The 26,194-nt window shown below is 59.4% G+C and carries 19 protein-coding genes and 1 tRNA gene; 13 read left to right on the forward strand and 7 right to left on the reverse strand.

Translation table 11 applies throughout. From position 1 onward, the window contains the following. The first annotated feature begins 125 nt into the window (after nucleotides 1–125). Nucleotides 126–620: a GNAT family N-acetyltransferase gene (locus AAC029_RS03830; RefSeq protein WP_339744142.1), complete on the forward strand. Its 495-nt coding sequence runs from the start codon at nucleotides 126–128 to the stop codon at nucleotides 618–620. 36 nt (nucleotides 621–656) lie between these two features. Beyond that, a complete protein-coding gene (locus tag AAC029_RS03835) occupies nucleotides 657–1,322 on the forward strand; it encodes a tetratricopeptide repeat protein (RefSeq protein ID WP_339744144.1) in 666 nt (221 codons plus the stop codon). On the opposite strand, the gene AAC029_RS03840 is transcribed toward AAC029_RS03835, so the two are convergent. From AAC029_RS03840 to AAC029_RS03855, 4 genes are all read right to left on the reverse strand, one after another. Next, nucleotides 1,319–2,290, reverse strand: coding sequence for a diguanylate cyclase (locus AAC029_RS03840; protein ID WP_339744146.1), 972 nt, complete (start codon nucleotides 2,288–2,290; stop codon nucleotides 1,319–1,321). The genes AAC029_RS03835 and AAC029_RS03840 overlap by 4 nt on opposite strands. Nucleotides 2,291–2,401: 111 nt before the next feature. Next, nucleotides 2,402–3,526 carry a tRNA epoxyqueuosine(34) reductase QueG gene (gene queG / locus AAC029_RS03845; RefSeq protein WP_339744149.1) on the reverse strand — a complete coding sequence of 375 codons (1,125 nt, stop codon included), beginning with the start codon at nucleotides 3,524–3,526 and terminating at the stop codon, nucleotides 2,402–2,404. 11 nt (nucleotides 3,527–3,537) lie between these two features. Then, entirely contained in the window at nucleotides 3,538–4,215 is a 678-nt protein-coding gene (locus tag AAC029_RS03850) for a glutathione S-transferase family protein (RefSeq protein ID WP_339744151.1), read from the reverse strand. Between the two features lie 31 nt (nucleotides 4,216–4,246). After that, nucleotides 4,247–5,224, reverse strand: a complete 978-nt coding sequence (locus AAC029_RS03855; RefSeq protein WP_339744153.1) for a cation diffusion facilitator family transporter — start codon at nucleotides 5,222–5,224, stop codon at nucleotides 4,247–4,249. Nucleotides 5,225–5,308: 84 nt separating this feature from the next. On the opposite strand from AAC029_RS03855, the gene AAC029_RS03860 reads away from it, so the two are divergent. After that, on the forward strand, nucleotides 5,309–6,199 hold the full coding sequence (locus tag AAC029_RS03860; protein WP_339744155.1) for an undecaprenyl-diphosphate phosphatase: 891 nt from the start codon (nucleotides 5,309–5,311) through the stop codon (nucleotides 6,197–6,199). Between the two features lie 224 nt (nucleotides 6,200–6,423). Here AAC029_RS03860 and AAC029_RS03865 read toward each other — a convergent pair whose 3' ends face one another. Beyond that, nucleotides 6,424–11,079 (reverse strand): hypothetical protein, encoded by a 4,656-nt coding sequence (locus AAC029_RS03865; protein ID WP_339744157.1) that lies wholly within the window; start codon nucleotides 11,077–11,079, stop codon nucleotides 6,424–6,426. Nucleotides 11,080–11,486: 407 nt separating this feature from the next. Further along, complete coding sequence (locus AAC029_RS03870) at nucleotides 11,487–12,452, reverse strand: complex I NDUFA9 subunit family protein (RefSeq protein ID WP_339744159.1); 966 nt, start codon at nucleotides 12,450–12,452, stop codon at nucleotides 11,487–11,489. Between the two features lie 177 nt (nucleotides 12,453–12,629). On the opposite strand from AAC029_RS03870, the gene AAC029_RS03875 reads away from it, so the two are divergent. From AAC029_RS03875 to AAC029_RS03885, 3 genes are all read left to right on the forward strand, one after another. Beyond that, a tRNA-Leu gene (locus tag AAC029_RS03875) sits at nucleotides 12,630–12,716 on the forward strand. Nucleotides 12,717–12,804: 88 nt separating this feature from the next. Further along, a complete protein-coding gene (locus AAC029_RS03880; RefSeq protein ID WP_339744161.1) occupies nucleotides 12,805–14,223 on the forward strand; it encodes a DUF6538 domain-containing protein in 1,419 nt (472 codons plus the stop codon). A 667-nt stretch (nucleotides 14,224–14,890) separates the two neighbouring features. Next, on the forward strand, nucleotides 14,891–16,192 hold the full coding sequence (locus AAC029_RS03885; protein ID WP_339744163.1) for a hypothetical protein: 1,302 nt from the start codon (nucleotides 14,891–14,893) through the stop codon (nucleotides 16,190–16,192). 140 nt (nucleotides 16,193–16,332) lie between these two features. On the opposite strand, the gene AAC029_RS03890 is transcribed toward AAC029_RS03885, so the two are convergent. Next, on the reverse strand, nucleotides 16,333–16,887 hold the full coding sequence (locus AAC029_RS03890; RefSeq protein ID WP_339744165.1) for a recombinase family protein: 555 nt from the start codon (nucleotides 16,885–16,887) through the stop codon (nucleotides 16,333–16,335). 209 nt (nucleotides 16,888–17,096) lie between these two features. Between AAC029_RS03890 and AAC029_RS03895 the strand changes: the two genes are divergently transcribed. The 7 genes from AAC029_RS03895 (at nucleotide 17,097) to AAC029_RS03925 (ending at nucleotide 25,973) form a co-directional block, all read left to right on the forward strand. Continuing rightward, nucleotides 17,097–17,339, forward strand: a complete 243-nt coding sequence (locus tag AAC029_RS03895; RefSeq protein ID WP_339744167.1) for a hypothetical protein — start codon at nucleotides 17,097–17,099, stop codon at nucleotides 17,337–17,339. A 303-nt stretch (nucleotides 17,340–17,642) separates the two neighbouring features. After that, a complete protein-coding gene (locus tag AAC029_RS03900; protein ID WP_339744169.1) occupies nucleotides 17,643–19,658 on the forward strand; it encodes a class I SAM-dependent DNA methyltransferase in 2,016 nt (671 codons plus the stop codon). After that, complete coding sequence (locus AAC029_RS03905; protein WP_339744170.1) at nucleotides 19,655–21,001, forward strand: hypothetical protein; 1,347 nt, start codon at nucleotides 19,655–19,657, stop codon at nucleotides 20,999–21,001. The genes AAC029_RS03900 and AAC029_RS03905 overlap by 4 nt, the downstream gene beginning before the upstream one ends. Further along, nucleotides 20,998–21,531 (forward strand): hypothetical protein, encoded by a 534-nt coding sequence (locus AAC029_RS03910; protein WP_339744172.1) that lies wholly within the window; start codon nucleotides 20,998–21,000, stop codon nucleotides 21,529–21,531. Before AAC029_RS03905 ends, AAC029_RS03910 begins: the two co-directional genes overlap by 4 nt. Further along, nucleotides 21,528–22,568, forward strand: a complete 1,041-nt coding sequence (locus AAC029_RS03915; RefSeq protein ID WP_339744174.1) for a restriction endonuclease — start codon at nucleotides 21,528–21,530, stop codon at nucleotides 22,566–22,568. The genes AAC029_RS03910 and AAC029_RS03915 overlap by 4 nt, the downstream gene beginning before the upstream one ends. After that, nucleotides 22,568–22,978 (forward strand): DUF4160 domain-containing protein, encoded by a 411-nt coding sequence (locus AAC029_RS03920; RefSeq protein ID WP_339744176.1) that lies wholly within the window; start codon nucleotides 22,568–22,570, stop codon nucleotides 22,976–22,978. The genes AAC029_RS03915 and AAC029_RS03920 overlap by 1 nt, the downstream gene beginning before the upstream one ends. Further along, nucleotides 22,968–25,973 (forward strand): type I restriction endonuclease, encoded by a 3,006-nt coding sequence (locus AAC029_RS03925; RefSeq protein ID WP_339744178.1) that lies wholly within the window; start codon nucleotides 22,968–22,970, stop codon nucleotides 25,971–25,973. Before AAC029_RS03920 ends, AAC029_RS03925 begins: the two co-directional genes overlap by 11 nt. Nucleotides 25,974–26,194: the final 221 nt, after the last annotated feature.

The raw sequence follows: 26,194 nt of genomic DNA on the forward strand, positions 1-26,194 counted from the left end.
CGAATCCGCAGCGCGGCGGGTCCCGCTCACGGTCGGGCGCGTCACACAATGATGGAAATCTTGAGTGGACGCCTGGCGCCGCCATGCTACCGCTCCCGCCAACACCAGTGGTCGGAGTGTCAGGCATGCAGGCACATGATTTCGAGCGGAATGGCTACCGGCTCACTGATCGCAGCGACGCCTTCGATCCAACCGCAGCCCACCGCCTCCTGAGCGTCTCCTACTGGTCGCCCGGCATCCCGCTGGCGACCGTGATCAAGGCGGCGGCCAATGCTTGGACTTTTTGCCTGCTCGCCCCCGATGGCCGCTTTGTCGGCATGGCGCGCTTCATCACCGACCGGGCGACCTTCGCCTATCTCGCCGACGTCATCATCGATCCGGCCCATCGCGGTCGCGGCCTTGGGAAATGGCTGGTCGACTGTCTGCACAGCCTGCCGGAGATTATGGCCTGCCGGCGCCTGATGCTGATGACGGCCGATGCCCAACCACTCTATGCCAAGTTCGGGTATCGCGCCTTGAAGTCACCGGAACGCGCGATGGAAGTGGCCCGCCCCGACATCTACCAGCAGGCTGTGCCCACCGCTGAACCGGCGGTGGACCCCATGACGCCCGCTGACTAATCTGCCGCCAATCCACCGCCGTTACGGGATGTTCCGATGCGTTTATTGTTTTGCGCCTGCCTCATCACCCTCGCGGGATCTGCCGCCTCGGCCCAAAGCTCCGCCGTCGAGGTTGAAACCGATCGCTATCTCTCCTGTCTGGAGCGCATCAATGCCGACCGCGAGGCGGCATTCGAAGACGCCCTGGCTTGGCGGATGGAAGGCGGCGGCTGGCCGGCCGCCCATTGCGAGGCCCGCGCCCTGATCGCGCTGGGCGATGCCGTCAATGGTGCCGCGATGCTGGAAGATCAGGCCAGTGCCGACGCTGGCGTCCGCGACGAGGCCATCCGCGTCTCGATGCTGGTCGAAGCCGGCGACGCTTGGCTGACCATCGAGCGGACCGACGATGCCCAGCGGGCCTTCACCGCCGCGCTCGACCTGTCGCCCAATGACGCAAGCGCCCTGTTGGGCCAAGCGGAGACAAAGCTGGCACTGGGATTATGGGACGAAGCGGAAAGCGCAGCGACCGCCAGCATCGAACAGGCACCGACCTTGGCTGGTGGCTGGCGTCTGCGCGCCTTGGCCCGGCTTGAAACCGGTGCCCTCGACGCCGCTTGGCAAGATATGGAAGCGGCCCGCGAGATCGAACCTGACAATATCGATATCCTGGTGCTTCGTGGCCGCATCAACGAGGCGCGCCGCCTCGCAGCCCAGCCAAACTAGCCGGTAGCGCGGCGGCTGTCCGGCTGATCAACGGCTGCCAGGACGACGCGATTGCGGCCGGAATGCTTGGCCTCGTACAGCGCCTCATCGGCGGCGAGCAACAGGCTTTCCGGCGTATCGAGACCAGCGTCCGACGCCGCAGCTGAAACCCCGAGACTGGTCGTGATCGGCACAGCCTCGCCGAGATCGTTCTGGATTTTCATCGCTTCGATCGCGGCGCGGATGCGCTCGGCGGCAATCGCGGCCTGCTCAATCGGCGTATCGTGCAAGACGACGGCAAATTCCTCGCCGCCCAGTCGACCCAGCAAGTCACGGTCGCGCAGGCATTTCTGCACCGCCTTGACGGTCTCGATCAGGACCCGGTCGCCGATGGCGTGGCCATAGGTGTCATTGACCAGCTTGAAATGATCGAGATCGATCATAACCACCGAGACGGCGCTGCCATGGCGGCGCGCCTGTTCGGTTTCCATTTCCAGACAATGCATGAAGGCCCGGCGATTGGCCGCGCCAGTCAGGGCATCGGTCTCGGCGAGTTGGCGGAATTGTTTCTGCATCCGCACAACGCGCGATGCGGCGCGCAGACGGGCGCGCAATTCTGTCATATTGACCGGCTTGCGGATGAAATCATCGGCGCCGGCATCGAGCGATTCCTCGAGGCGGCGCTCCTGGCCCGATGCGGTAATGACGATGGTGTGGATGGATTCGGTCTCGGGGTTGGCTTTCAACGCCCAACAGACTTCCAGCCCGGTCACGGCCCCGACTTCTATCCCGGTGAGGAGAATATCGGTCGGCATCAGCTTCATCAGCTCGAGGACTTCTTCAGCGCTATGGGCAGTTTGCACCCGATAACCGGCGTCCTCGACTGTCTGTGTCAGGATGCGCAGCTGCACCTGGCTGCTCTCGCAAATCATCACGGAAATCTGGTCGCCGTAGGTCTGCGTATCGTCCATCGCATCCGGCTCACTCATAGCGCCCATTTCCCCAACATGGTTACCATCATCGACCGCCCTCCCCAGCTTGGTCCGGCCCGGCTTCCGCCAAAGCTGAGCCTGATATAGCGGCGAAAAGATAACAGGCTCTCAACCCCGCGTGTCAATTCTCGCAATTGCCTGCCATTCGGCTTCGACCTCCGGATCGGTGTCGGTGCCCGGACGGGCTTTGGCGCGCTCGCGAGCGAGTTGCGGTGCCAGGCGCGACAGTGCCCAAACAGCAGCGCCGCGCACCATGGCGTCCTCATCCTCGAGCCGGTCCAGAACGGCGGGCAGCAGGCTCTGATCGTCTGAATTGCCGACCGCAATCATCACGTTTCGCCCGAAACGCCCGCGCCCGATTCGCTTGACAGGCGAAGCGGTGAAGACGGCGCGGAACTCTGTATCGTCGAGCGCGGCCAGTTCACTCAGCAAGGGGCCCTTCAGCTCGGGCCGCGGATGGAAGGCCATGTCGGATGCGACGGCGGCGAATTTATTCCACGGACAAATGGCGAGACAATCATCGCAGCCATAGATGCGATTGCCCATCGCGGCGCGAAATTCCAGCGGGATTGGGCCCTTGTGCTCAATCGTCAGATAGGAAATGCAACGCCGCGCATCGAGCTTGTAGGGCTGAGGGAAAGCCTGGGTCGGGCAGATATCGAGGCAGGCGGTGCACGAGCCACAATGATCGGTTTCCGCCGCGTCCGGCTCGAGCTCGGCCGCCGTCAGCATCACGCCGAGAAACAACCAGGAGCCATGCTCGCGGCTGACCAGATTGGTGTGCTTGCCCTGCCAACCCATCCCCGCCTTGGCCGCGAGCGGTTTTTCCATCAGCGGCGCGGTATCGACGAAAACCTTCACCTCGGCCCCGGTCTTGGCGACGAATTCGCGTGCCATATGCTTGAGCCGCTTCTTCATCAGGTCGTGGTAATCGGCGTTTTGCGCATAGACCGAGATCACACCTTCAGACTTGCGCTCCAGCGCTGCCAGGGGATCAGTATTGGGGCCGTAATTGAGCGCTACCACGACGGCCGACTTCGCATCCGGCCACATTCCAGTCGGGTGCTGGCGCCGCGCCAGCGTGTCTTCCATCCAGACCATCGAGCCGTGCTGGCCACCAGCGACAAACTCCGCCAGCCGCTCGCCCGCCTCCCAAGCCTCATCGGCCCGGCAAATGCGCGCTTCGGTAAAGCCGGACGCGACGGCGAAGGCTTTGACCGCTTGAGAATCCATCGGCCTTTCCCCTAGAAATCCAGATCCGCATAATGCTCTGACGGCTGGGTTCCGGGCAGCTTGTCGGTGAGCAGGCCGCGAAAGGCCGGGCGGCATTTGACCCGCAAATACCATTGCTTGACCGGTTCAAACTCGTCCCAAGGCACGTCGCCGAGATAATCGACGCAGGACAGATGCGCCGCCGCGGCGATATCGGCCAGCGTGTAGCGCGGACCGGCCAGACCATCGCGGCTCTCCAGCAGCCAGGCCATATGGTCGAGATGCCAGCGCAAATGCTCTCTGCCCTGACGGATCGCGGCGGGGTCGGGCGAGCCGAGGCCCTGGACGCGCTTTTCCAGTTTCTCGTGCAGCAGATAGGCGTTCACCTCGCCATCAAACTTGCGATCAAACCAGTCCATCAAGCGGCGCGCTTCGGCCCGGTCAGCCGGACCGCCGGGCAGGAGACAGGGGCTGGGCGAAGTTTCTTCGAGATATTCGAGGATGGCGCGGGTTTCGATAATCACCCGCCGGCCGCCCCCGGACTCATCGACCAGCACCGGCGTCGTGCCGGCCGGATTGAGCGAGAGCAGATCGTCGGCATGCTCCCACGGCGTCTCGAGCTGAAGCTGGTGCTTCAGGGATTTCTCGTCGAGGGCCACACGGACCTGACGCGAGAAGGGATCGAGGGGCCAGAAATGGAGTACGCGCATGGCGTCAGACTAATCCGGTTTCGCTGAAAGACTAATGTTCATGGCTTTGTGAGCCGTCGGCGCGGAAGAAGGCCGTCCCGTGCGGCTCGGCGGCGCCGTGCGGGTCGGCGTGGATGATGATGTCGGCCGCCGGATAAACCGCCATCAGACGCCGCTCGCAGTCGACCTCGATCTCATGCGCCTCGCGCAGGCTGATATCGGGCGGCAGGCCGAGATGAAACTGGATATGCACCAGCGGCCCGGAGGCGCGCGTGCGCAACTGATGTACATCGATGATGCGCGGATCCTCGCCGCGCGCCAGATGACGGATACGCTCGCGCTCCTCATCAGGCAATTCGCGGTCCATCAACTGGTCGAGCGCGCGCCTGGCGACGCCCCAAGCAGTGATGCCGAGCCAGACGGCAACGCCGAGCGCGACGGCCGCATCCAGCCAGAGCCAGCCGAGATAAACCGAACCGGCAATGCCGATCATCACCGCCAGATTGGCGCCAAGGTCGGAGAAATAATGCGCCCTATCACCCTCAACCGCGATCGATCCGGTCTGTTCGACGGCGCGCGTCTGGATGATCACCAGGCCAATCGTCAACACGATCGACAACACCATCACCGCCAGGGCCCAGCCACTGGCCCGGATAACGACCGGTTCGAACACGTGTTGAATGCCTTCGCGCAGCAGCAGCGCCGCCGACGCCGCGACGAAAATCGCCTGCATCACGCCGGCAAAGGCCTCCGCCTTGCCATGTCCGTAACGGTGTTCGCGATCAGCCGGTTCGGCGGCATAGCGCACCGCAAACAACACGGTCAGCGAGGCCGTCAAATCGAGCGCGCTATCGGCCAGCGACGCCAGCAGCGCGACCGAGCCGGAAAGATACCAGACCACCGCCTTGGCCACGACCAGCACCACAGCGACCGCAACCGAAGCCGCCGTCGCCACGCCGGTGACGCGGCGCGCCTCGGCCGGGGCGAGGCGGCCAGGGCCGCCGGCATCGTGTGGAAGATCGTGGGGCATGAAATAAAACCTCTTGAGCAAGCTTTATGGCGCACTGGCGAGACGCGTCAATGCAGCGCGGGCCCACAGGCACACGCCTGACCAATGCGTGCCCGCCCGCCAGCTGACAATCCACTGGCAAAGCCGGGAAAACTGAAACAGGATGCGCCACCGTCCAAACCCCTGGTTGCCATGACCCTGCTCCATCTCATTGTGCTCGCCCTGGTCCAGGGTATCACCGAATTCCTGCCGATCAGCTCCTCGGCACACCTGATCCTGACGCCGACCCTGCTGGGCGAAGCCGATCAGGGCCCGCTGATCGATGTCATGGCGCATGGCGGCACTCTGCTGGCGGTGCTGGTCTATTTCTGGCGCGATATCCGCGATGTCGTGATCGGCAAATTCGCCCTTCTGACCGGCCGCATCACGCCCGGCGGACGCCTCGCTTTGCTGGTCGCCGCCTCGCTGCCGCCGGTGATGATTTTCGGCGGCGCCCTGTTTGCCCTCAACCTGGTCGATGCGCTGCGCTCGCCGCTGGTGATCGCGATCTCGACCCTGGTCTTCGCCCTGCCGCTCTGGCTGGCTGACCGTTATGGCCCCAGCGTCAAATCCATCGAAACCATGACCTTCAGGGACGCCGCCCTGATCGGCCTCGCCCAAGCGCTCGCCCTGATCCCCGGCGCCTCCCGCTCCGGCACCACCATGACCGCCGCGCGCGCCCTCGGCCTGACCCGCAGCGAAAGCGCCCGCTTCTCGATGCTGATGTCGATCCCGGTGATCGCCGCCTTCGCCGTTCTCTCCATCATCGAACTGATGGGCGAGGCCGATGCCGGCGCCCACCTCCATGACGGCCTGATCGTCGCCGGCCTCTCCTTCATCTCCGCCCTCGCCGCAATCGCCGTCCTGATGCGCCTGGTCGACCGGATCGGCTTCCTGCCGTTTGTGATTTATCGCGTGGCGTTGGGGGTTGGGCTGCTGGTCTGGTTGGCGATGTAGGGGGAAACTCCACTCCCAAATCACCCAATCCTTGTCATCCCTGACAGATGCCCGGATGCGAAGCGATCCGGGCGGAGATCAGGGACCCAGACGCTCGAGGGTCTGGGTCCCCGCTCTGCGGCCCGATCAAGTCGGGCCATCCGGCGGGGATGACAAATAATTGAAATAAAAATACAATTCGCCACGGTGGGGCATGAACTCGCGCCTAAGCTAGCACCAAGAGCTCAATCATCGCCGTCGAATACCCAAGAAATAGGGATGGGTTCGATGTCGTCGAACGACTCATTCTTCGGCGGGTTATCTGGTTGCGCGGCTTCCGCTTCGCGGATTTTCTCGAACCAATCCTCCAAGTTTTCGCCCTCAGAAAATTCGGCAAACTGACTCCGCGACGGCGCTTGAACGAAAGTGGTCATGCAACCTTCCAGCTTTCCCGCATCGATTGTGTAGACGCCAGTGTGGTATCTTGCGCCCCCCCAGGCGTTGGAATGCGTAGATGAGCCGTGCACGCTCTTCTCACCAGAGATAATCCAAACCGGTTCACAATCGACAGATGATAACGCGCCTAAGAATGCGGTTCGATCCACCACAGCCGCACTCGGGCCGGGCTCTAGAACTGAGGGGTCGAAAAACCGCTTCTGACCGCACTTATCCACATACGACGGTTGCTTCCCACTTAACAATTTCAGTCCCAGGATGTTCGCGAGCCAAGGCGCAGGCATTTCAAGACTCACGGTATCGTCCAAGGAATAGTCGAAATTTCCGCGTTCGCAGAGGTATCTGGCAACCAAAGGCCGCACCGGGGCGCCTACCGCAAGCCACCGGTTGGGGGCAACCCAATCATCGTTTCCCGCTAAGCGGGGGTGCCAGGGAAACTCTCCAAGGTAGTAATCTCCGCTAAAATCCAATCTAGGAATCGAATAAGGATCGGTAAGGCGTTTTCCCCGAATTGATTTGACTAAACGTGCCTTATCGTTCCGCTTCACGGCGACGCAATCGATACGGCACCAAACGTCGCGTTGCCATGAAACCTCTCCATTAAATTCGCCCTCGCCTCGAAAGCCTCGCGATCCATGAAGTACCAGCCAGGGCGTATCAGCCTCCAGTGATTGGACTGCAATCATCGAGGCGTCGTTGTACAAGTCACGGTCTGAAAGCAGCCAATTCAAACGCTCTTCCGGTGACGCCGATCGCAAGGGCCGCCCGATGGGGGACCACCAGTACTTTTTTGCTTCCGTCTGTCGCCCTCGTTCGCGATTGGATTTCGCCATGAGCAGCGAGGGGTCGAGTTCCCGAACGCGCGTCTGCAACGCACTTTCGTACTGCTCATCTCCTGGTTCGCTCGAGTACCCCGATCCTAGATAGAACTGCGTATCGCTGACCCGTCCCACAAACTCGTGAAGAGCAATCCATTGATATTTCTTCCCGATCCTTTCACGCCGATGCTCGTTGCGGTCATGAGCTCCTAGGGCGCGATCGATTTCGCCAAACCTCTCTTGGGTCCAGCCGAGGTCATGAGCACGCTTGCAGATCCAGCGTCGTGCAAGTGAAGGGTCGAACTGCGCCGGATTTTGAACCCTTTCACGCTTCGAGAACATTTCTCCCAGGATGAAGGGCTGGGCCCGGGTGCGAAATTCCTCCCATTGGTCGCTGGAGATGGTGTCTCGGAACTCGGCGGACGCTTTATCGATTTCGGCCTCTTCGTCGGTCTGCGGAAACGGCCTGTTGTCGGCATATTTTTTAGCGACCTTGAGAAGAGCTTCGTACGCCTTCAAAGCGGCTGGCGAAGCCGTAGCTTGAAAACGATCCGCCCATTCTTCGAAGAGCGCGCTCGGAGTTTGAGGCTCCTTCGCGTCAATGCGGGATATTGCCCAATCATCAGCAATTCCATCAATGACGTAGCGCGCGAAGTCTCCGTCGTTCACTGCAGAGCCGACTATTTCATCGCTGTGGAAATGACCGGGGCCGTATTCCTCACGGTACGTATCGATGACGCTATCGGGTACGTACTCAATAGGTTCGGCACCAGCGTGTGGCGGAATCGTATTCAGAGGGTCGATGTCAGATGCTAAGTGCCCCGTGGTTTGCGCGTACAAGACAATGCTGCGCGCGCTGTCTCTAATGGATTCGTTGCAGGTGGTTTTGCCTGTGGAGAAAAAGTTTTCATAAGCGGCATGCGATAAATTGGAGAGGTTCGTTGGATCCAAGTTCTGCAGCGCCGCGCCGTAAGCAGCAGCCAACAGGCGGTCGCAGACGTACGGGTCATCAACAACTGAAAAGGATCTCAATAGATCCGCGGCCAATCTCAGGCGCGGCGCCAATATCGTCGCAAGTGCTTTTGTGGCTCGATCTCGAAGGTGGCGGTTCGACGTTGTTAGGAACCATGTGAGAGTCACAGCACAAAGTCTGGCCCTGTTGGGCTCTATAGCTTCAAAGCCATTTTCCCATGCCCATTCAATCAGCGAATAGGGTCCACTTTCTCCTTCCTCGCAGCTTAGCAAGTATGCTGACCAAATTGTGTCCCGTTCAGGCATCGAAAATGCGCGAAGCCGAGTGTCCAGATGGTTCGCATTGAACTCGTTATCGGGCTCTGTGCTGATCGATACCCGCAGATCGAGAAAGCGGTCTGCTGGAAGCAGCGCCGCAGCGAGCTCGTCTGAACGTTTTGAGTAGAATACCTGCTGGCGCCATTTGAGGCTCGTTAAAAACGCCTCGTTCACGTCCCAGAGATTGTCGCCCTCCACCTGCACGGCATCGGGCAACTCCACTTGCCAACGCTCCGGAAGAAGGACTGCAAGAGCCTCGATCACGCCGGCATTCCGATATGCTTTCTCACCGCATACAAACTCGTGGAGCTTACCGCCGGGGCTGAACGCGTTTGTGGCTGATTCCCGATCAGCGTACTCATCGAGCATGGCCTCCGCGATCATGTAGTCGCCGAACCTCTCAAAGGTGAAGCGTACGACGTCTTGCTCGATAGGCTCGTCGGTCGGATCGGCGCCCGCCTGAATCTCTTCAGATAGGACGCCCTCGTTGATCAAGTTTGTGAGCAAGCCTCCCTCGATATCTCCGGATGATGGAAGATAGTGGTCAAGAATTTCGTGGGCGCTCGTGTAGGCTAAAAATTGGGAACGATTGCGCCGCACTTCGCTGACAAATGCACCAAATGCCTGCTCAACGATCTTGAGTTTGGGGTTAAGGCGCAGCCGACTGTTTATGGCCGCGATTGCTGCCTGATGATAAAAGCGAAATGTCTCGCTGACGCCAGTCATGCCCCTAGGCAGCTCGGACTTGCCCGATGCATCGAGAAAGTCGCAGCAAGTGCGCAAGAAAAGTGGGTTATCGAACTCCTCAGTCAGCGTAGGCGCGCCAGGTAGCGTAATCCCCCTCGTCGCTAAGTACGCCCTTGCGGCCCGACCTCCCGTGCCCCCGAACCCCACATGGTACACCCTACCAAGCTGCTCGGCACCGAAGCTGGGAGGAATGAGGCGGTTAGCGAAGGTCGATCGGCAAGAGAGCACGATACAAAGGTGCTTGTAAGGCTCAGCCTCTGCGAAGAAGCTCCCGAGGTGTTGCGGCCAAATATCAATGCCATTCCTTTCATTGATCGCATCAATGCAGATCAAGGTGCGTGCAGAGCACGCCTCACCTGCAGCATCCAACGCGCCGAGCAGCACCGAACGCTCATGTGTAAGGCCCAGTTGCTGAGCGACCTGAGCCCAGGGATCACCGAGCTCGAACTGCTGCCCAAGGAGAATCAGAGCGGGGCGCTTCTGAGAAATCTGATCGCTGACAACATCAGCGAGCAAGTGAGACTTTCCTACCCCGGCCTCTCCAAGAAGGGCGCAAAATCGATGATTTGCCAGCGTCCATTTTGCCGTACCCAGTTCATCTCGGATTTGGGACAAAGTGTCATCCAGCGCTCCAAGAACGCGGTACGCAGCATCCCTATCGCTATATCCACCATGATCAGGGCGGACAGAGGACAACGAAGAAGCTTCAAGGAAAACGTACCGCACCGAGTCGTGCGTTTTCGCAATCAGCTTGAGCCAGCTTCCTACAGGAAGCTCGTCTGTTGGTGTAGGATCGGACTCGAAGGTCGCGGAAAGTTCAAGAACGGCTTTGGATAGATCCTGCACCCCTTCAGAGGGCGACGTAGAACCGGCAAACGCGCCCAATACTGATCGAAGATCTCCCGCCAGTTCTCGCTTCCAAACTGCCGATAGTCCGTGAAAGTCAAAGCTGCGCGTAAAAATTTCAAAGTTGCCCTTGAGGTCTAGATCAACGTTGGTCGCGGGAGTGTATCGGCTTCCCAAAGCCGTCCTAGCCACGCGAAACCTATCGTGAAACCACTCCATTCCAAAAAAACTGACATCAAACCAATATGCTAATCGGCCTGAGTAAGCGGGGGCAGCACGCATTAAGCGTTCCAGAAGCGCCGACTCATCCCAAAGTTCAATCGTTAGGGCACGCCCATGGTCCGCCGCCTTTTCTATCCAACGAGCCGCCCAGTTCTCCCACTTATTGCGGGCGCTAGTTTTCCCTTTTTGCACGCCTGCCGGAAGATTGAATGGAATGCAGACGTGATATGTTTCCAAGCGCAGGTTTTTTTGTAGCGCGGCATCGATAGACTCATTCAACTGTTTTCTAAGGCCATCGCCCCACTCAAAGACGTACTTCGCTTGAATGCCAATTCGGCCATTGCCTGGCTTGTCAGCATATGCCTCTACACCCGCGTCAGCTCCTGCGCCCTTCCGTGTATAAATATACCCGGCCGACTCGAACTCCATGCGGAAGAGCTGACAGCACAATTCTTCGAAAGCCGTGTGTTGACTCCCGTGGTGTGATCGGATCGAGCGGAAATCTATTGATGGATTGCTCATCGGGTCTCTCGCATTGGGCCTTGGCACACCTAGGGTTTCAAGGGTCCCAAGAGCAGCCAAGGCCTAAGTCTGTCGTTTCAACAGAAAACTTTCGCAAATATGGCGCGAGCTGAGAAATGTAATCATGCCACGCCAATCGCGTCCGCCAAGCGGCCGGACGCGGGACCCCCCCTTATCCCCGCCCCGCCAACGCCATGCGATACTCACCAGGCTCTTTGAACCCGTGAATAACCACCGCGCATCCGGCCCCAAGCCGGGCGCAACGCCGTGTCCGCTCCAGGGAGGCAGCTATAGTAGTAGTCGTAGTAGGAGAAAAAAAGGGACATGTATAATTAACGCGCTCGCACGACAGCGCTTTGTTGGCACGCCGGACAGACTGCGCGTTAATTATACATGTCCCTCTTTTTCTAGACCGCCCGCTCGTGAAACTGCCCGTGCCGCCGGTACGGGATCAGGTAATCGGGGACGATGGCTTCGACGGTTTCGCCGGTCAGGCCGAGATCGGCCAGGGTTTTGGCGGCCTCGCTGACGACATTGTCCTGGCGCAGCTGGGTCAGCTGGTCACGCGTGATGACCGGCTCGACGAAGGGCAGGATCGCCGCCATTTCGAACAGCATCGCCATCGGGGTCGCCAGGGCGAAGGGCAGCGGCATCAGGAAGCGCGGCCGGTCGAGCTCGGTGACGACGAAGCGCATCAGCTCTTCAAACGTGTACACACCCGGTCCGCCCAGCTCATAGGTCTGGCCGCGGGCGGCCTCGCTGGTCAGCGCGGCGAGCACGGCATCGGCGACATCGCCGGCATAGACCGGCTGGAAGCGCGTCTTGCCACCGCCAAACAGCGGCAGGATTGGCAGGAATTGCGCCATCGAAGCGAAGCGATTGAAGAAGCCGTCGCCGACCCCGAAAATGATCGAAGGCCGCAGAATCGTCGCGCTGGGCAGCGCCGCCTTCACATGCGCTTCGCCTTCGGCCTTCGAGCGTGCATAACGCGAGGCACTGTTGGCGTCGGCACCGATGGCCGACATCTGGATCATCGTGGTGATGCCGGCCTTGGCCGCCGCTGTGGCGATGGTCTTGGCGCCCAAGGCATGCAGGCGCGTGAACGTCTGGCGGCCGTCTTCGTTCAGCACGCCGACCAGGTTGACGACGCCGCTGGCGCCTTCAACGGCCCGCTCGACCGAGGACGCAACGCGCACATTGGCCTGCACCAGCTGGACTTGTCCGACGACACCGGCAACGCGCAAATCCTGCGCCAGATGCGGCCGCCGCGTTGCCACGCGAACCCGATAACCCGCCCGCGACAGGGCCCGAACCACATGGCGGCCAACAAAGCCTGAGCCGCCGAATACTGTGATGATTTCGTCTCGAAGCATGGTTTCATCCCCGCGCTAATCCGGTCGGTTCCGGGTAGACCAAAAATCACACGATCTGTCCATGAGACAATGCGCCTGTGGGCCCGCCGCCACGCCGAAGCGCCGCCGTATGCGTTGCGCTGAGCGCCCGGCGTTGACAGGCGAGCAGGCCTTCTTTACCTACCCGCTTCCACACCTGCCCAGGTGGCGGAATTGGTAGACGCGCTAGCTTCAGGTGCTAGTTTCCGAAAGGAAGTGGAAGTTCGAGTCTTCTCCTGGGCACCAATATTCAGTCCTAACCAGCTGAAATCCCTTATAGAGCATTGTGTTAGTCGCATAATTTGGTACATGGCTTGGTACATAGGAACCAGCCGTGAGAATAATTGTGCCCGGGCTACAGCTCCGCAATAACACCTATCACTTCCGCCGCGCAGTGCCGCCGGACCTCATTGAGATTGTCGGCCAGCGTGAGTGGAAAAAGACCCTTGGGCTAGGGCCAGACCAGACATTGCGAGCGCACGTCGAAGCAAATCGCTTGTGGCGTGAGACCGATGAGCAGATCGCAACATTGCGACGCGAGTTGGCTCATGATTGCAGTCCTGCTGTTCTCGCGAAGCGAGCGGCTGAGTGGGCAGGCCGCTTTCAGCTTCTTGATGGACAACCTGGTGCAATCAGAGAAACCGTTTGGACTGACCGCGGCGAGGACGAGCTGGACAGCCAACGAGACCTCAACATCGAGCGCATCATTGAGGAGGCCGGTCGACAGTCCGGCTGGGACGAGAAGGGACACCCCAAGCAACTAACGCCCGTGCAGAAAGCCCGGCTGGCCGTGCTGGTAGCTGGCAAGCCCGTGGAGCCTGAGTTGACGGTGTCGCAGGCACGCGACCTCTACCTCTCAGAGCGGTACGACGGGCGCCAAGACAAGGCGACCGTCCAAGCGACAAATCAATTCATTGAGATGGTCGGCGACGTGGAGCTGGCCAGCATCTCACGCCCGATGGTCAACAGGTGGCTCCGAAGCCTAGTAACCGACCGCGGCCAATCCGCAGGGACCGTTCGCAGGCGCCTGACGACGCTAAAGGCCATCTTCAACTACTTGCGAAAAAACTATGACCTCAAAGCCGACAATCCGTTTGCGGAGCAGGACATTCCCGCAACCGCCGCACCACCGAAGCCCCGCGTTCCGTTCCATCGCAGACATTTCAGCCTGCTGGACGCCTATGTTCGCCGCCAAGACACCGACCCCAACACGCGCCATATTCTGACGCTGCTGAAGTACACGGGGTGTCGCCCAATGGAAATCGGCGGCTTGAGCAAATCCGAGGTCTATTTGGACCAGGAAGTTCCGGCGATAAGGGTCCGATGGACCGCAGACCGAAGGCTCAAGACGGCGATGGCGGAGCGCGTTGTACCGCTGATCGGCCCTGCCATCACAGCCGCGCGTGAAGCCTTGAGCACCGCTTCCGACCAACACCTCTTCCCCCAGCTGTATCGGGACACGGAGCGCCTCTCGCAAACCTTGAACAAGGCGATACGAGCGGCAGGCGTCCCGCATGCACCGGATAGGCTGGTGGCCTACTCCTTCCGGCATTCAATGAAAGAAGCGATGCGGCTTGCTGAGGTGCCGGAAGAGACTCAGGACGCGATCATGGGGCACTCCAGAAAGAACGTCGGGGCTGGATATGGCGCTGCGAAACGGCCGCTGGGTGTACTGAAGGATGCGTTGGAACGCTCCATTCCCCACCTCGGCGATGTCGACGAGACGGAATATCTGCCGGACGAGCTGCCGTGAGTGCCAAAATTTTGACCAGAATATCAGAGGGGTCTCTCAACACAGCGCCGACCGCATTTTCCCCCAATGCCCCAGCGAGGATCATCGCGCGGGGCGGTCCCTGTTCTGACCTATTGGCCAATCAGCGAGGGCGAACAACCAAAGCAGGACGATGTTCAGGCCCGGCACTAGCATGAGCAAGCTCAACGAGCCCGCGTAGCCCGCCTTGCGTGCGATCTTCCACATTGGAACGACGTACAATACCACGATCAGCACAAGTGTGATCAAAATCTGCCACATTGCCGGTGCCATAGCTCTCCTCCGTCTAGCTGCGTTAAAGCTAAATCAGAAGGCGCTGATTCCGCAAGTTGGGATGATGGCCCTAACCTCAACCGCTCTAAACGCTGAGCCGGCCCCCTCCCGAGCACTGCGCAGCGAACTCTAGGTGTCCCCCTAGCACACCCCTTCAACCATCTGGGAGAGCCTTTTGGGGCAACGCCGCTTAGCCTGCACGTTGGTGACCCCCGCACAACACCTCTTTCTACCCAAACCGGGCCTAATCTGCATGCCGCACCTCGTTTTGCCGCAATTAGGCGTCCCCTAAACAGAAACCCGACCATGCCGAAAACAAGCCACCACGGCGCCTGCTGTCCTTTGACGGCGGGCGTCTTCTTTTTGAGGAGACCACATGCTCGCATTCGACTGCGCAGACGACTTCCCACTACATGAAACCGCCCAAGACCAGCCGAAGCGCTCCGACATCCCGTTCGACTGGACGCTTCGTCCGAGCAACCCGCCAGCGCACCAGCTGGTTGCCCTAGCGATGACCGACGCCAATGCCATTAGAAGGCGCTCCAAGAAGGCGCGTAGACGCCAGCAGAGACACGAGAGTGCATTTGAGGCCGCAGTGTCCGCCATCGTCGCGAACGCCACTCAGGCGGCCCTCAGGAGCGACTCTACGCCTATCCACGTGAGCCGCTCAAAGGTCCATCTGGAGCGACGCGACCGGTACCGCCAAGAAGGCGAGACTGGAGCCTTTCCCCAGCGTCTGGATGAACTTCACGAGGCTGGTTGGATCGTACAGGTCATCGCACCCCCCTCGACTGCTGAGCAGCGGAACAGTTCAACCATCACCGCAGGGCCGGTCCTCCTGGCTCACCTCAGGGAACCGGACTTCCAAGCGGCGGCATTCCACCAAGCGCCGGTGGGCGAGGTCATCATCCTCAAGTCTGTGAAACGCCGCCAGAAGCGTTCCATCATCGACTATGTCGACACACCGCAGACGCATTCACTCCGCGAGGAGGTTACCCGGATCAATCACGCGCTTTTGCAGGCTGACATCTCGGTGACGCCGGAGTGTGCCGACACAGTCGACGTCGGCCATCGCCGCCTCGTACGGAGTTTCATTGATGAAGGCTTCGACCATGGCGGGCGTTTCGGTGGCGGCTTTTGGGTCCCGATGTCAAAGACGGATCGGTTCGCACACCTCCGGATCGATGGCGAGCGAGTTGTCGAACTCGATTTTGAACAGCTTCACCCTCACATCGCGTACGCACTGGTTGGCGGAGCGGCCCCAAAGGGCGATCTCTACGACATCCCAGGATTGGAGACCGTGCCCCGCAAAACACGCAAGGCCTTCTTCAATGCTCTGCTATGGGATGAGCGTGAACGGCGGAGCCTTGTGAAGGGAACGCGTGAACACTTTCCCGCTCATCTGTCGGGGAAGTCCGCCGCAGACCTAGTCGCACGTCAGCATCCGGCCATCGCACCCCTACTTGGAACCGGCGCAGGGGCTCGCATCATGGGCATCGAGAGCGAGATAATGACACGTATAATGCTCGACCTCATCGAAGCAGGCATTACGGGGCTCCCGATCCACGACGCAGTGCTCGTTCCGGCCTCCAAGACCTTTCTTGCACTACCCGTCATGCGGGAGGCTTACCGGAGCATCACAGGGCAGACCATTAGGGTCAGTAAGACCGTTGGGTAATGGTCCCTGTGTCACCCCCTTTGGACATGCCCCCCCCCTGTGGGGGGTGGTAGGGGAGGTACTAGTATCTGAGAATACCCTTGTTCCTTAAGGCCCCTCTTAGGATACCCCCCCCAACCACCTATCCATTAGTAGGGTGCTTAAGCGACGGGCGTGCGTTTGATCCGCTGCACGCTGGAGCGGCTGATGCCGAGTGCGTCCGCCACGGCAACTTCGGTCATGCCGCTCCCCAGCAACCTCAGAACCTCCGAGGCCTGTCGTTGTGCGGTTGGCGCACGGCCCTTGTACTTGCCCTCCGCCTTCGCCTTAGCGATCCCCTCGCGCTGCCGTTCCAGCATGATCTCCCGCTCGAACTCCGCAACGGATCCGAGGATGCCCAGCATCAACTTGCCCGTGGCCGAAGCGGTATCGAGGTCCATCGCCAGGATGCGTAAGCTGGCGCCCTTGGCGTTGACCCGTTCGACAATGTCCATGAGGTCGCGGATTGACCGGGCCAGGCGGTCCAGCTTCGTGACGGTGAGCTGGTCACCCTCCCTGAGATAATCCAGCGCCTGCTCTAGGCCGTCCCTACGGGCGACCGAGGAGGCCTGCTCAGCGAAGACCTTCTCAGCCCCAACCGCGGCAAGGTCCCGTTCCTGTGCAGCAAGCCCCGCCTCCTGGTCAGCGGTAGAGGTGCGGGCATATCCAATAATCATGGTTCACTCCAAGCTTTGCTAGGGTCTAAACCCTATGAGGCTTGAAGCGTCAAAAGTCAATATGGATTTGTATGACGCCTTATCGGACGCTCGGTCCCCGGCGTCATTAGGGCAAGCTTGTTTGACTCTCTGATCTGGGCATAACTATTGATCGCAATCTTTAGGCGATTGGACGCCGGTAGATTTCCCACCCTCAGAAAGGTACATTCATGAAAATTGGACAATTAGCGCAAGGTGTTAGCGTTGGCGAAAATGCCGCCAGGATTGCGGCGCTGGAAACGCTGGTCAGCCACCTGCTGCGCAATGCCCTCGCAAATGGCATGAGCGCTGAAGACCTGACAGACCTCGTAGCGTCTGCCAAGGCAGCAGCAATGTCCGGCGGGATGCACCCAAGCCAGCAGCCAATCCACAGTGAGGCCTTAGATTCCCATCTCCGGGAATTGGGGGTGTAGTAGAACGCAGAATATGTACTCCCGACGCCATAACAGCAGTGGAGGCTAGGGACTTCATCCCGCCGAACCGCCTAGCGGCCCACAGACTTGTTTCTGACGTCGGGAGCAATACCGACAAGCCCAGCTGCCCCCATCTGTTTTTATCGCGACAGCTATTGTCACCCCAGCGGGACTACGCTCACCTCATTCGGTCCCCCACAAGCGGGCATCGAGGGTAAATTCAAACTCTTGAGTGCCGCCGCCTTGCTCAATGCGAGCGCATGCGGTTCACTCAACTTCAACGGGGCTTAGAGACACCAAACCATGACACCGACACCATCAAACGTGCAGTCGCTCGCCAACTTCGCCTGGTCCATCGCCGAGCTGCTGCGGGGGGATTTCAAGCAGTTTGAATACGGCAAGGTAGTATTGCCCTTCGTCGTGTTGCGCCGTCTTGACCTGATCCTGGAGCCCACCAAGGACGCCGTCCTGGCGGCCCATGCGAACCTGCCCGAAGGCATCGATGACGAGACGCGACGGACGATCTTGCTGGCAGCCGTTGGCAGTGACATCAAAGCCTACAACACCTCGCGTTTCACCTTCGCAAAGCTCAAACAGCAGGACCCCGGCCAGCTCCACGCCAACCTGGTCGACTACATCATGGGCTTTTCACCCGATGTGCAGGACGTTTTCCTGGAGAAATTCCTGCTGACCGACCAGCTCAAGCGCCTCAATGATGCGGGCCTTCTCTGGAAGGTGTTCGAACGCTTCACCGAGATCGATCTTCATCCGAAAACCGTCTCCAACATCGAGATGGGTTACCTCTTCGAGGAATTGATCCGGCGCTTTTCGGAAATCTCCAACGAGACTGCCGGGGAGCATTTCACGCCGCGCGAAGTCATCCGCCTGATCGTGGACCTTCTGGTCGAGACTGATACGGGCAAGCTCACCGGGCTGGGCGTGATCCGCCAGGTATACGACCCGGCCTGCGGCACCGGCGGCATGTTGGCACTCGCCGAGGAAGCCCTCCACAGCATCAATTCAAAAATCCGCGTTGAACTCTTCGGCCAGGAGCTCAATCCCGAAGCCTTCGCAATCTGCCGCTCCGACATGCTGGTGACCGGCCATGATCCGGACCAGATCGCCTTCGGCAATACGCTCACCAATGACGCGCACCCGGGCCGCAAATTCCACTACATGATCTGCAATCCGCCCTATGGCGTCGACTGGAAGAAATATCGCGAACCGATCGAGGCTGAAGCGAAGGAAATGGGCCATGATGGCCGTTTCGGTGCCGGCACACCGCGTGTCTCCGACGGCCAACTTCTCTTCCTGCAGCACATGATTTCCAAAATGCGCGATGACGAGGCCGGCTCGCGCGTCGGCATTGTCATGAATGGCTCGCCCCTCTTCACCGGCAGTGCCGGTGGCGGCGAGAGTGAGATCCGACGCTGGATGCTGGAAAATGACTGGGTCGAGGCGATCATCGCCCTGCCGACCGACCTCTTCTACAATACCGGCATCCAAACGTATGTCTGGCTCCTCTCAAATCGCAAGCCGGTGGAGCGCCGCGGCAAGGTGCAATTGATCGATGCCTCAGGCGAGGGCTTCTGGAAATCCATGCGCAAATCGCTCGGCTCCAAGCGCCGGGAAATCCCCGACGAGGCCCGCGAGGCGATCGTCAATCTCTACAAGGCTTTCGACAAGGCCGATGAAAAGGTCTCCAAGGTCTTCGACAGCACCGAGTTCGGATATCGCGAAATCAAGGTCGAGCGCCCTCTGAAACTCGCCTTCCAGGTCACGCCAAAACACCTCGGCGCCCTGCGCGACGACAAGGCCTTCGCCAAACTCCCCGACGCCGAGCAGGCTGCCCTACTCGCAGCCCTGGACGAGTTGCCGGACACACCTTGGCGCTCGCGCCCGGCTTTCGAGAAAGCGCTCGGCGCGGTGCTCAAGGCCCACAACATCAAGCTCGCCACAGCCGCAAAGAAATCGATCCTCACAGCCTTGTCCGAGCGCGACGAGACTGCCGAAATCTGCCGCACCAAGGATGGCACACCGGAGCCCGATAGCGATTTGCGCGATACGGAACTGGTGCCGCTCGGCGAAGCTTGGAAATCCTATCTCGAACGCGAGGTCACGCCCTTCGTCGCCGATGCGTGGGTCGATGAGGGCTTCACCGATGCCAGCGACAAGCAGGTGGGCCGGGTCGGCTATGAAATCAATTTCAACCGCTATTTCTACGAATACGTCCCGCCAAGACCGCTGGCCGAGATCGATGCCGAGTTGAAGACGCTGGAGGCGGAGATTGCGGCGTTGCTGGCGGAGGTGGCGGCGTGAACATAACAACGCTTCAAGAGCGCGTTCACGGAACGCCACGCCCCGACGGCTGGATGATTGGAAAGCTCCATCAGACGTTGAGGGTGCGCCGTGGCAACAAAAATGCTGGCATGCAGGAACGCAACCTCCTCTCTCTGAGCTTCGGTCGCATAAAGCGCAAGGACATCAACACCGCTGACGGTCTCCTGCCCGAGAGCTTTGAGACCTATCAAGTCGTAGAGCGAGGCGACATCGTCATGCGCTTAACCGACCTGCAGAACGACAAGCGCAGCCTGCGACAAGGGCTCGTGCGCGAGAGAGGCATCATCACATCGGCCTATGATGCTCTCCACGTTTCAGACGATGATGAGCCTCGTTTCTGGGCCTATGCGCTCCTGGCACTCGACCTTGCGAAATACTATTACTCGCTGGGTGGCGGCGTGCGGCAGTCTATCAAGTTCACCGACTTTCCGAACGAATGGATCACCCGCCCCGACCTCAACACCCAGAAGGCCATCGCGGCCTTCCTCGACCGGGAAACCGCCCGCATCGACCAGCTAATCGAGAAGAAACAGCGCCTGGTGGCGCTGTTGGGGGAGAAGCGTCAGGCTGTATTTGATCAAGTGGTGATGGGGCGCGAGGGCGGGGCCACCGCTCTCGTCCCCTCTGGCGTGGATTGGTTTGGGTCCGTACCGCATGATTGGACGGTATGTCGCTTCCAACGCCTGATCTCCTCCAAAGTAGATTATCGCGGAAGGACGCCAGTTAAGCTTGATGATGGCGTGTTTCTAGTGACTGGGCGCAATATCAAAAATGGAGCTATCGACTACCAGCGAGCGGCTGAATACACATCAGCAGCTGAATGGGCAAAACTTCAAGAACGAGGTGCGCCCGAAATCGGCGACGTGCTCATGACGACCGAGGCTCCCTTGGGCGAGATCGCTCAAGTCGACCGTTGTGACGTCGCCTTCGCGCAAAGAATTATCAAGTTTCAAGCTCGCGCAGATTTGATCTCGAACGACTACCTCGCCGCGATGATGCAGACCAGTGAATTCCAAGGATCTTTAAGTCTGTATTCCTCGGGCTCAACCGCCAAGGGAATCAAGAGCGAAAGACTGGCGCACCTTTTTGGCGTCGTGCCCCCACCGGCGGCCCAAGCAGAAATTGTTCGGCACCTCCGGGCGCGGATGAGCGCGATTGATAATCTGAAAACCCCGCTAGACACTTCCATAGCCCGTCTCAAGGAACACCGCTCCGCCCTCATCACGGCGGCTGTCACCGGCCAGATCGATGTGACGCGCTGGAGCCGTCACGGCGAGGCAGATCGCCGCCTTGACCAGATCCAGGAGGAACTAGCGGGATGAAAAAGGTCATCGACAGCCTACCGAAAAAGACCCCAGCTGAACGCTCGGCCATGCGTGAGAATGCTCGCAAGATGGCAGAGAGCGGAGACGCGAAGAAATCGGAGCAGGCGGAGGCCTTCCTGGCTGCTCTGGATCAGTACGAAACGGACCTCGCAGCCGTCGAGTATGACCACCTGTCCTCCCTGGATGAAGTCGGGAAAATCAAGGAAGCTTTCACCCGGGTTCCGCCGACCGACACCCAAGTGAACCTCATCAAGGTCATCGCAGAGACCCCTGGAGGTACGGCGGGGCAGCTTAGTTCGGCACTCCGATGGGAAGGCCTCACCTGGCAGATGCATTTCGGGATGATGGCCAAAGACCGTCAAGCCTATCTCTGGCCAGCGCCGCCCTCAGAACATCGAAAGCAGCCGAGTGGCGAAGCGGCCACATTCTACTGCGGTCTGCTCACAACTTACGACAAGAAGACCAGCGGGTTCACTTTAAAGCCAGAGGCCCGCGCGGCTTTCGTGGCACTGGGGCTGATCAAATGACCAATGTCTGGATGATCCGCTTGGGTAAGTATGGCGAGAACGAACCGCGAGCGCTGCAGGACGGCAAACTGGCGACTGGCTGGGATCTCTCGCGGGAATTGGAAACTTGCTCATCGCGCGAAGAGATCCTCGCCTATTTGGAGCCGTGCTACCCCAGCCAGAAGCAAGGCACAATTCAGAACTGGGCCGTCCAGATCAATCAGCTCAAGCATCAGGTCGAGCCGAATGATCTCGTCGTACTGCCCCTGAAAACCTCTGGTGAGATCGCCATTGGCAGGGTGAAGGGCGGCTTCATGATGGTCGATGGCAAGCATCCTGGCCGCGAAGTGATCTGGCTTGTTACAGACCTTCCCCGGCAAGCCGTGAAGCAGGACCTTCTCTATTCCTTGGGAGCATCCCAAACGATCTGCCGCATCTCTCGCAACAATGCTGCAGACCGTTTCGCCGAACTGGCTCGGTCGCGGCGGGATCCTGGTCCGTCGCTCGCGCGGCACATGCCAACTATGAATAAAGGCGATGCAGCCGAAGGCGAAGACGCAGAGGTAGACGTCCAACTCGACCTTGCCGAGATCGCCCGCCAACAAATCGAGGAACACATCTCAGCGAACTTCGCGGGACATGAATTCACCCACCTGATCGCCGCAATCCTGGAAGCTCAAGGGTATCGGACGGAAGTCACTTTGCCGGGTGCAGATCGCGGCATCGACATCGTTGCTGGCAAAGGCGCCTTGGGTTTCGACTCTCCACGCTTGGTTGTCCAAGTGAAGTCCGGCGACATCGTTGGCGATCAACCGACCCTACAGAGCCTTATCGGCAGTGTTCAGGATGCCCATGCGGATCAGGGGCTTCTCGTCTGCTGGTCAGGGTTCAAGTCGACTGTGCGGTCCCGCATCAACGAGCTTTACTTCCGCATCCGTCTCTGGGGTCGCGAGGAAGTCCTCGATGAGCTCTTCGATGTTTTTGACGACCTGTCGGACGAAATGAAGGCGAAGCTACGCCTGCAGCGGATGTGGGCAGTGGTGCCGGAGGAAGCTTGATGGGAGCACAGCCCCTGGCGCGTTGTGAGATGGATCGATCCGCAGTTTCAGAGCTTCGGAACGCATTGGATCGTGCTGCTGATGAGGACTTCGCCGAACACCCGATTATCAAACACATGGTGATGTTCGTCCCGGGGACCAAAGTTGAGATATTCTCCGACGAACACCCGCCACCGCATTTTCACATCCTCCATCAAGAAGTTAATGCATCATTCCGCATCGACAATTGCGAGCTGGTCGATGGGTTCCGGCCAAGCAGCCGGTTGATGAAGGCGATCAAGAAATGGCACCGAGAAAATTTGTGTACGTTCTACTACACTTGGAACAGAACCAGGCCAGCCGATTGCCAGGTGGGAAAGCTCAGGCTGCCAGCCCGATGCCCACCCGAGGAGGACAAAAATGAGGGCTAGCGCTTCCTCCCTCCATCGCGAGATCGCCGTCCAGGAACATTTCGTCCAGCAATTGGCCGAACACCAAGGCTACTGCGAGCGCCGTCCTGAGCACCACGACAGGCCTCTCGCGCTCGACATCGAATTGGTGTGCGAGTTCTTAAAGACGTCCCAGCCAGATGCCTGGACGGCGTTGGAAGCGCAGTATCCTGGCTCGGCTCAGCGCACCGTAATTGACAAGCTTTCCAAGGACCTCAAGACCTTCGGGGCGCTGGTGGTGTTCCGACAAGGGATCAAGCTGGTCCCAAACATCAAGTTCCAGCTCTGCGCTTTCCAGCCAGCCTCTTCGATCAATCCCGACCTGGTAAGACTCTACGACGCCAATATCCTTTCGGTGATCCAGGAAGTCGAATACTCGACAAAGAATGGAAACCGGATCGATACCGTCCTCTACGTGAACGGCATTCCGGTCGCGACATTCGAGTTCAAAAACACGCTCACAGGGTCGAACTACAAGACAGCCGAGAAGCAGTACAAGAAGGATCGATCGCCCGCTGGGGAGCCTCTCCTGACCTTCAAGCGGGGTGCTCTCGTCCATTTTGCGCTCGACCAGGATTATGTCTCGATGGCAACGCGCCTCGCCAACGGACAGACCTACTTCCTGCCTTTCAATCGGGGGCGTGATGGCGGCTCTGGAAACCCTGATGTGAGACTTGAGGATGGATCTGACGAGTTCCGGATCGCCTATCTCTATCGCGACCTCCCCAGCGGCAAGGCGATCTTTTCGCGGGAGGTGTTGCTCGACATTATCGGTCGCTTCATCCACCTCAATGAAGACGGGGTGATGATCTTCCCGCGCTTCCAGCAGCTCGATACGGTGCGCAAGCTCATGGCCCATGCCCGAGCGCATGGGTGCGGTCAGAACTACCTCATCCAGCATTCCGCAGGGTCAGGGAAGTCGAACACGATCGGCTGGACTGCACACCAGGCGATCAAGCTTCATACAGAAGGCGATGAGTCGGTGTTCGACACCGCCATCATCCTGACCGACCGCCGGGTGCTCGACCGGCAGCTCCAGAACACCGTTAGAGAGCTGGAGCAGACACCGGGCGTGGTGCGAGCCATCGACGGCACTTCGCGTCAACTCAAGGAAGCCCTTGAGGCGGGGGCAAAGATCATTGTCTCAACGATCCAGAAGTTCGGAACGGATCATCTGGCGGCGCTCTCGGCCCAGGCGCACAAGCGGTTTGCCGTGATCATGGATGAGGCCCACAGCTCTCAGTCAGGCAAGGCGGCTGAAGCCGTCTCAAAGGCACTGACAGCGAAGGAAACGGAAGAGGCTGGCGGGTCGCTGGAAGACATTATTCTGGCCCAGCAAAACGAGCGTGGTCCACAGCCCAATATCTCTTACTTCGCCTTCACCGCGACCCCTCGCAATGTGACGCTGGAACGGTTCGGCATGGCGAGCCCAGACGGCAAGCCACAGTCTTTCCATCTGTACTCGATGCGGCAGGCGATCGAGGAAGGTTTCATCCTCGACGTCCTCAAAAATTACTCGACCTACAAGGCCTACTACCAGCTTGAGAAGACCATTGAGGATGACCCTCGCTTTGAAGGTTCGAAAGCGCAGCGCAAGGTCGCCAAGTTCGCCCACCTCCACGACGATGCCATTGACCAAAAGGTCGAGGTGATCGTCGAGCATTTCCGGCGCCACGTGATGTACGAGCTAGGCGGAGAGGCCAAGGCGATGATCGTGACAGCCAGCCGCGACGCCGCCCTCAAGTATTTCCGGGGGGTGGAGCGCTACCTTGCTTCGAAGAACTATTCCGAAATGGGTGTCCTGGTTGCCTTCTCAGGCGCAATGCCTGATGGCGCTGGAGGCGAAGTAACCGAACCGGATCTCAACGGCTTTTCCGAGACGGAATTGCCCGACAAGTTTGACGGCCCTGGCTACCATCTCCTTATCGTGGCGGAGAAGTACCAGACCGGCTTTGACCAGCCGAAACTGTGCGCCATGTATGTGGATCGCAAGCTCGCGGGCTTGCAGGCCGTGCAGACGCTCTCTCGCCTCAACCGCACCAAGTCTGGCAAGCAGCACACATTCGTCCTGGATTTCCAGAACTCCATTGAGGACATCCAGGAAGCCTTCAAGCCCTTCTTTGAGACGACCACCCTGGAAGAGCGTTCTGACCCCAATCAGATCTACGAGCTTGAACAGAAAATCATTGGCTACGGCTTCATAGATAAGGCCGAGATTGATCGCTTCGCCGAGATCTATTTCAAACCCGAAGGCGTCACCACGGCGGACCGCCCTAGCCTGGAAGCCATTGTCAGCAACGCAGTGGGCCGCTGGAGTGCTGAAAGCGACGAGGGCCGCCAGGAGGAGTTTCGCCAGCTGCTGAAGAGCTATCAGCGCTTCTACGTCTTCCTCGCCCAAATCATGTCGCTCGGGGATAGCTGGCTGGAGAAACTGTACGTCTACGCAAGTTGGCTGGACCGCAAGCTCCCCGACCGGGAACAACCGGAAGACCCCGACATCACCGACGATATGCTGCGGCTCGCGGCCTTCAAGGTGGAGCGAAAAGCGGAAGGTTCAGCATCCTTGTCCGCAGGGGAAACCACTGAGCTGAAACCTATCAGCGAGTTTGCGGCAAAACCCTTCACGGAGAAGGAAGCGAAGACCCTCCAGGAGATCATCGACGCGTTCAACGAGCGGCACGGAACGACTTTCACTCAGGAAGACTATCTGCGCTTCGTTGCGGCTTCTGAGCGGGTAATGGAGAGCCCTGCCATGCAGGCGACCCTCCGCAACAATCCGCCGGACGTCTCACGTGGCGCCTTTGTGAAGGCTGTGTTCCCAGAGATCATTCAGGCTTTCCAACGGGACCAGGAGATGTCGAACATCATCCTCACAGACGGCGAGGCCCGCGCGAAGGTCTTCGATTGGCTGTTTGCGATCGCTCTCAGGCAAGCACACGAAGCGCCTGGCCAAGGCTCAGCCAGTCCCAGGACTTGACGCCAGCACCGCGCCACGGTTTGGTACATGGAGATCATCAACGCGCCATGTACCAAATTTGAAGGTCAGACTAACACATTGAAATAACACCAGTTTGAAGGGCGGTAGAATTTCCCCCTACTCTTCTCCTGGGCACCATTACTCCGATTTTTGTCGTCCTGTGAAATCCGGCTTTTGCCGGAAACCCGTTGATTTACTGGCGAATCCGCTAATGACCTGTC

The organism is uncultured Maricaulis sp. (assembly GCF_963975345.1).
GTDB lineage: Bacteria > Pseudomonadota > Alphaproteobacteria > Caulobacterales > Maricaulaceae > Maricaulis.

Bases quoted from the DNA above. Each gene is read 5' to 3' on its own strand.
- AAC029_RS03830 (WP_339744142.1), top strand. From the start codon at position 126: ATGCAGGCACATGATTTCGAGCGGAATGGCTACCGGCTCACTGATCGC.
- AAC029_RS03835 (WP_339744144.1), top strand. From the start codon at position 657: ATGCGTTTATTGTTTTGCGCCTGCCTCATCACCCTCGCGGGATCTGCC.
- AAC029_RS03840 (WP_339744146.1), bottom strand. From the start codon at position 2,290: ATGAGTGAGCCGGATGCGATGGACGATACGCAGACCTACGGCGACCAG.
- queG (WP_339744149.1), bottom strand. From the start codon at position 3,526: ATGGATTCTCAAGCGGTCAAAGCCTTCGCCGTCGCGTCCGGCTTTACC.
- AAC029_RS03850 (WP_339744151.1), bottom strand. From the start codon at position 4,215: ATGCGCGTACTCCATTTCTGGCCCCTCGATCCCTTCTCGCGTCAGGTC.
- AAC029_RS03855 (WP_339744153.1), bottom strand. From the start codon at position 5,224: ATGCCCCACGATCTTCCACACGATGCCGGCGGCCCTGGCCGCCTCGCC.
- AAC029_RS03860 (WP_339744155.1), top strand. From the start codon at position 5,309: ATGCGTGCCCGCCCGCCAGCTGACAATCCACTGGCAAAGCCGGGAAAA.
- AAC029_RS03865 (WP_339744157.1), bottom strand. From the start codon at position 11,079: ATGAGCAATCCATCAATAGATTTCCGCTCGATCCGATCACACCACGGG.
- AAC029_RS03870 (WP_339744159.1), bottom strand. From the start codon at position 12,452: ATGCTTCGAGACGAAATCATCACAGTATTCGGCGGCTCAGGCTTTGTT.
- AAC029_RS03885 (WP_339744163.1), top strand. From the start codon at position 14,891: ATGCTCGCATTCGACTGCGCAGACGACTTCCCACTACATGAAACCGCC.
- AAC029_RS03890 (WP_339744165.1), bottom strand. From the start codon at position 16,887: ATGATTATTGGATATGCCCGCACCTCTACCGCTGACCAGGAGGCGGGG.
- AAC029_RS03895 (WP_339744167.1), top strand. From the start codon at position 17,097: ATGAAAATTGGACAATTAGCGCAAGGTGTTAGCGTTGGCGAAAATGCC.
- AAC029_RS03900 (WP_339744169.1), top strand. From the start codon at position 17,643: ATGACACCGACACCATCAAACGTGCAGTCGCTCGCCAACTTCGCCTGG.
- AAC029_RS03910 (WP_339744172.1), top strand. From the start codon at position 20,998: ATGAAAAAGGTCATCGACAGCCTACCGAAAAAGACCCCAGCTGAACGC.
- AAC029_RS03915 (WP_339744174.1), top strand. From the start codon at position 21,528: ATGACCAATGTCTGGATGATCCGCTTGGGTAAGTATGGCGAGAACGAA.
- AAC029_RS03920 (WP_339744176.1), top strand. From the start codon at position 22,568: ATGGGAGCACAGCCCCTGGCGCGTTGTGAGATGGATCGATCCGCAGTT.
- AAC029_RS03925 (WP_339744178.1), top strand. From the start codon at position 22,968: ATGAGGGCTAGCGCTTCCTCCCTCCATCGCGAGATCGCCGTCCAGGAA.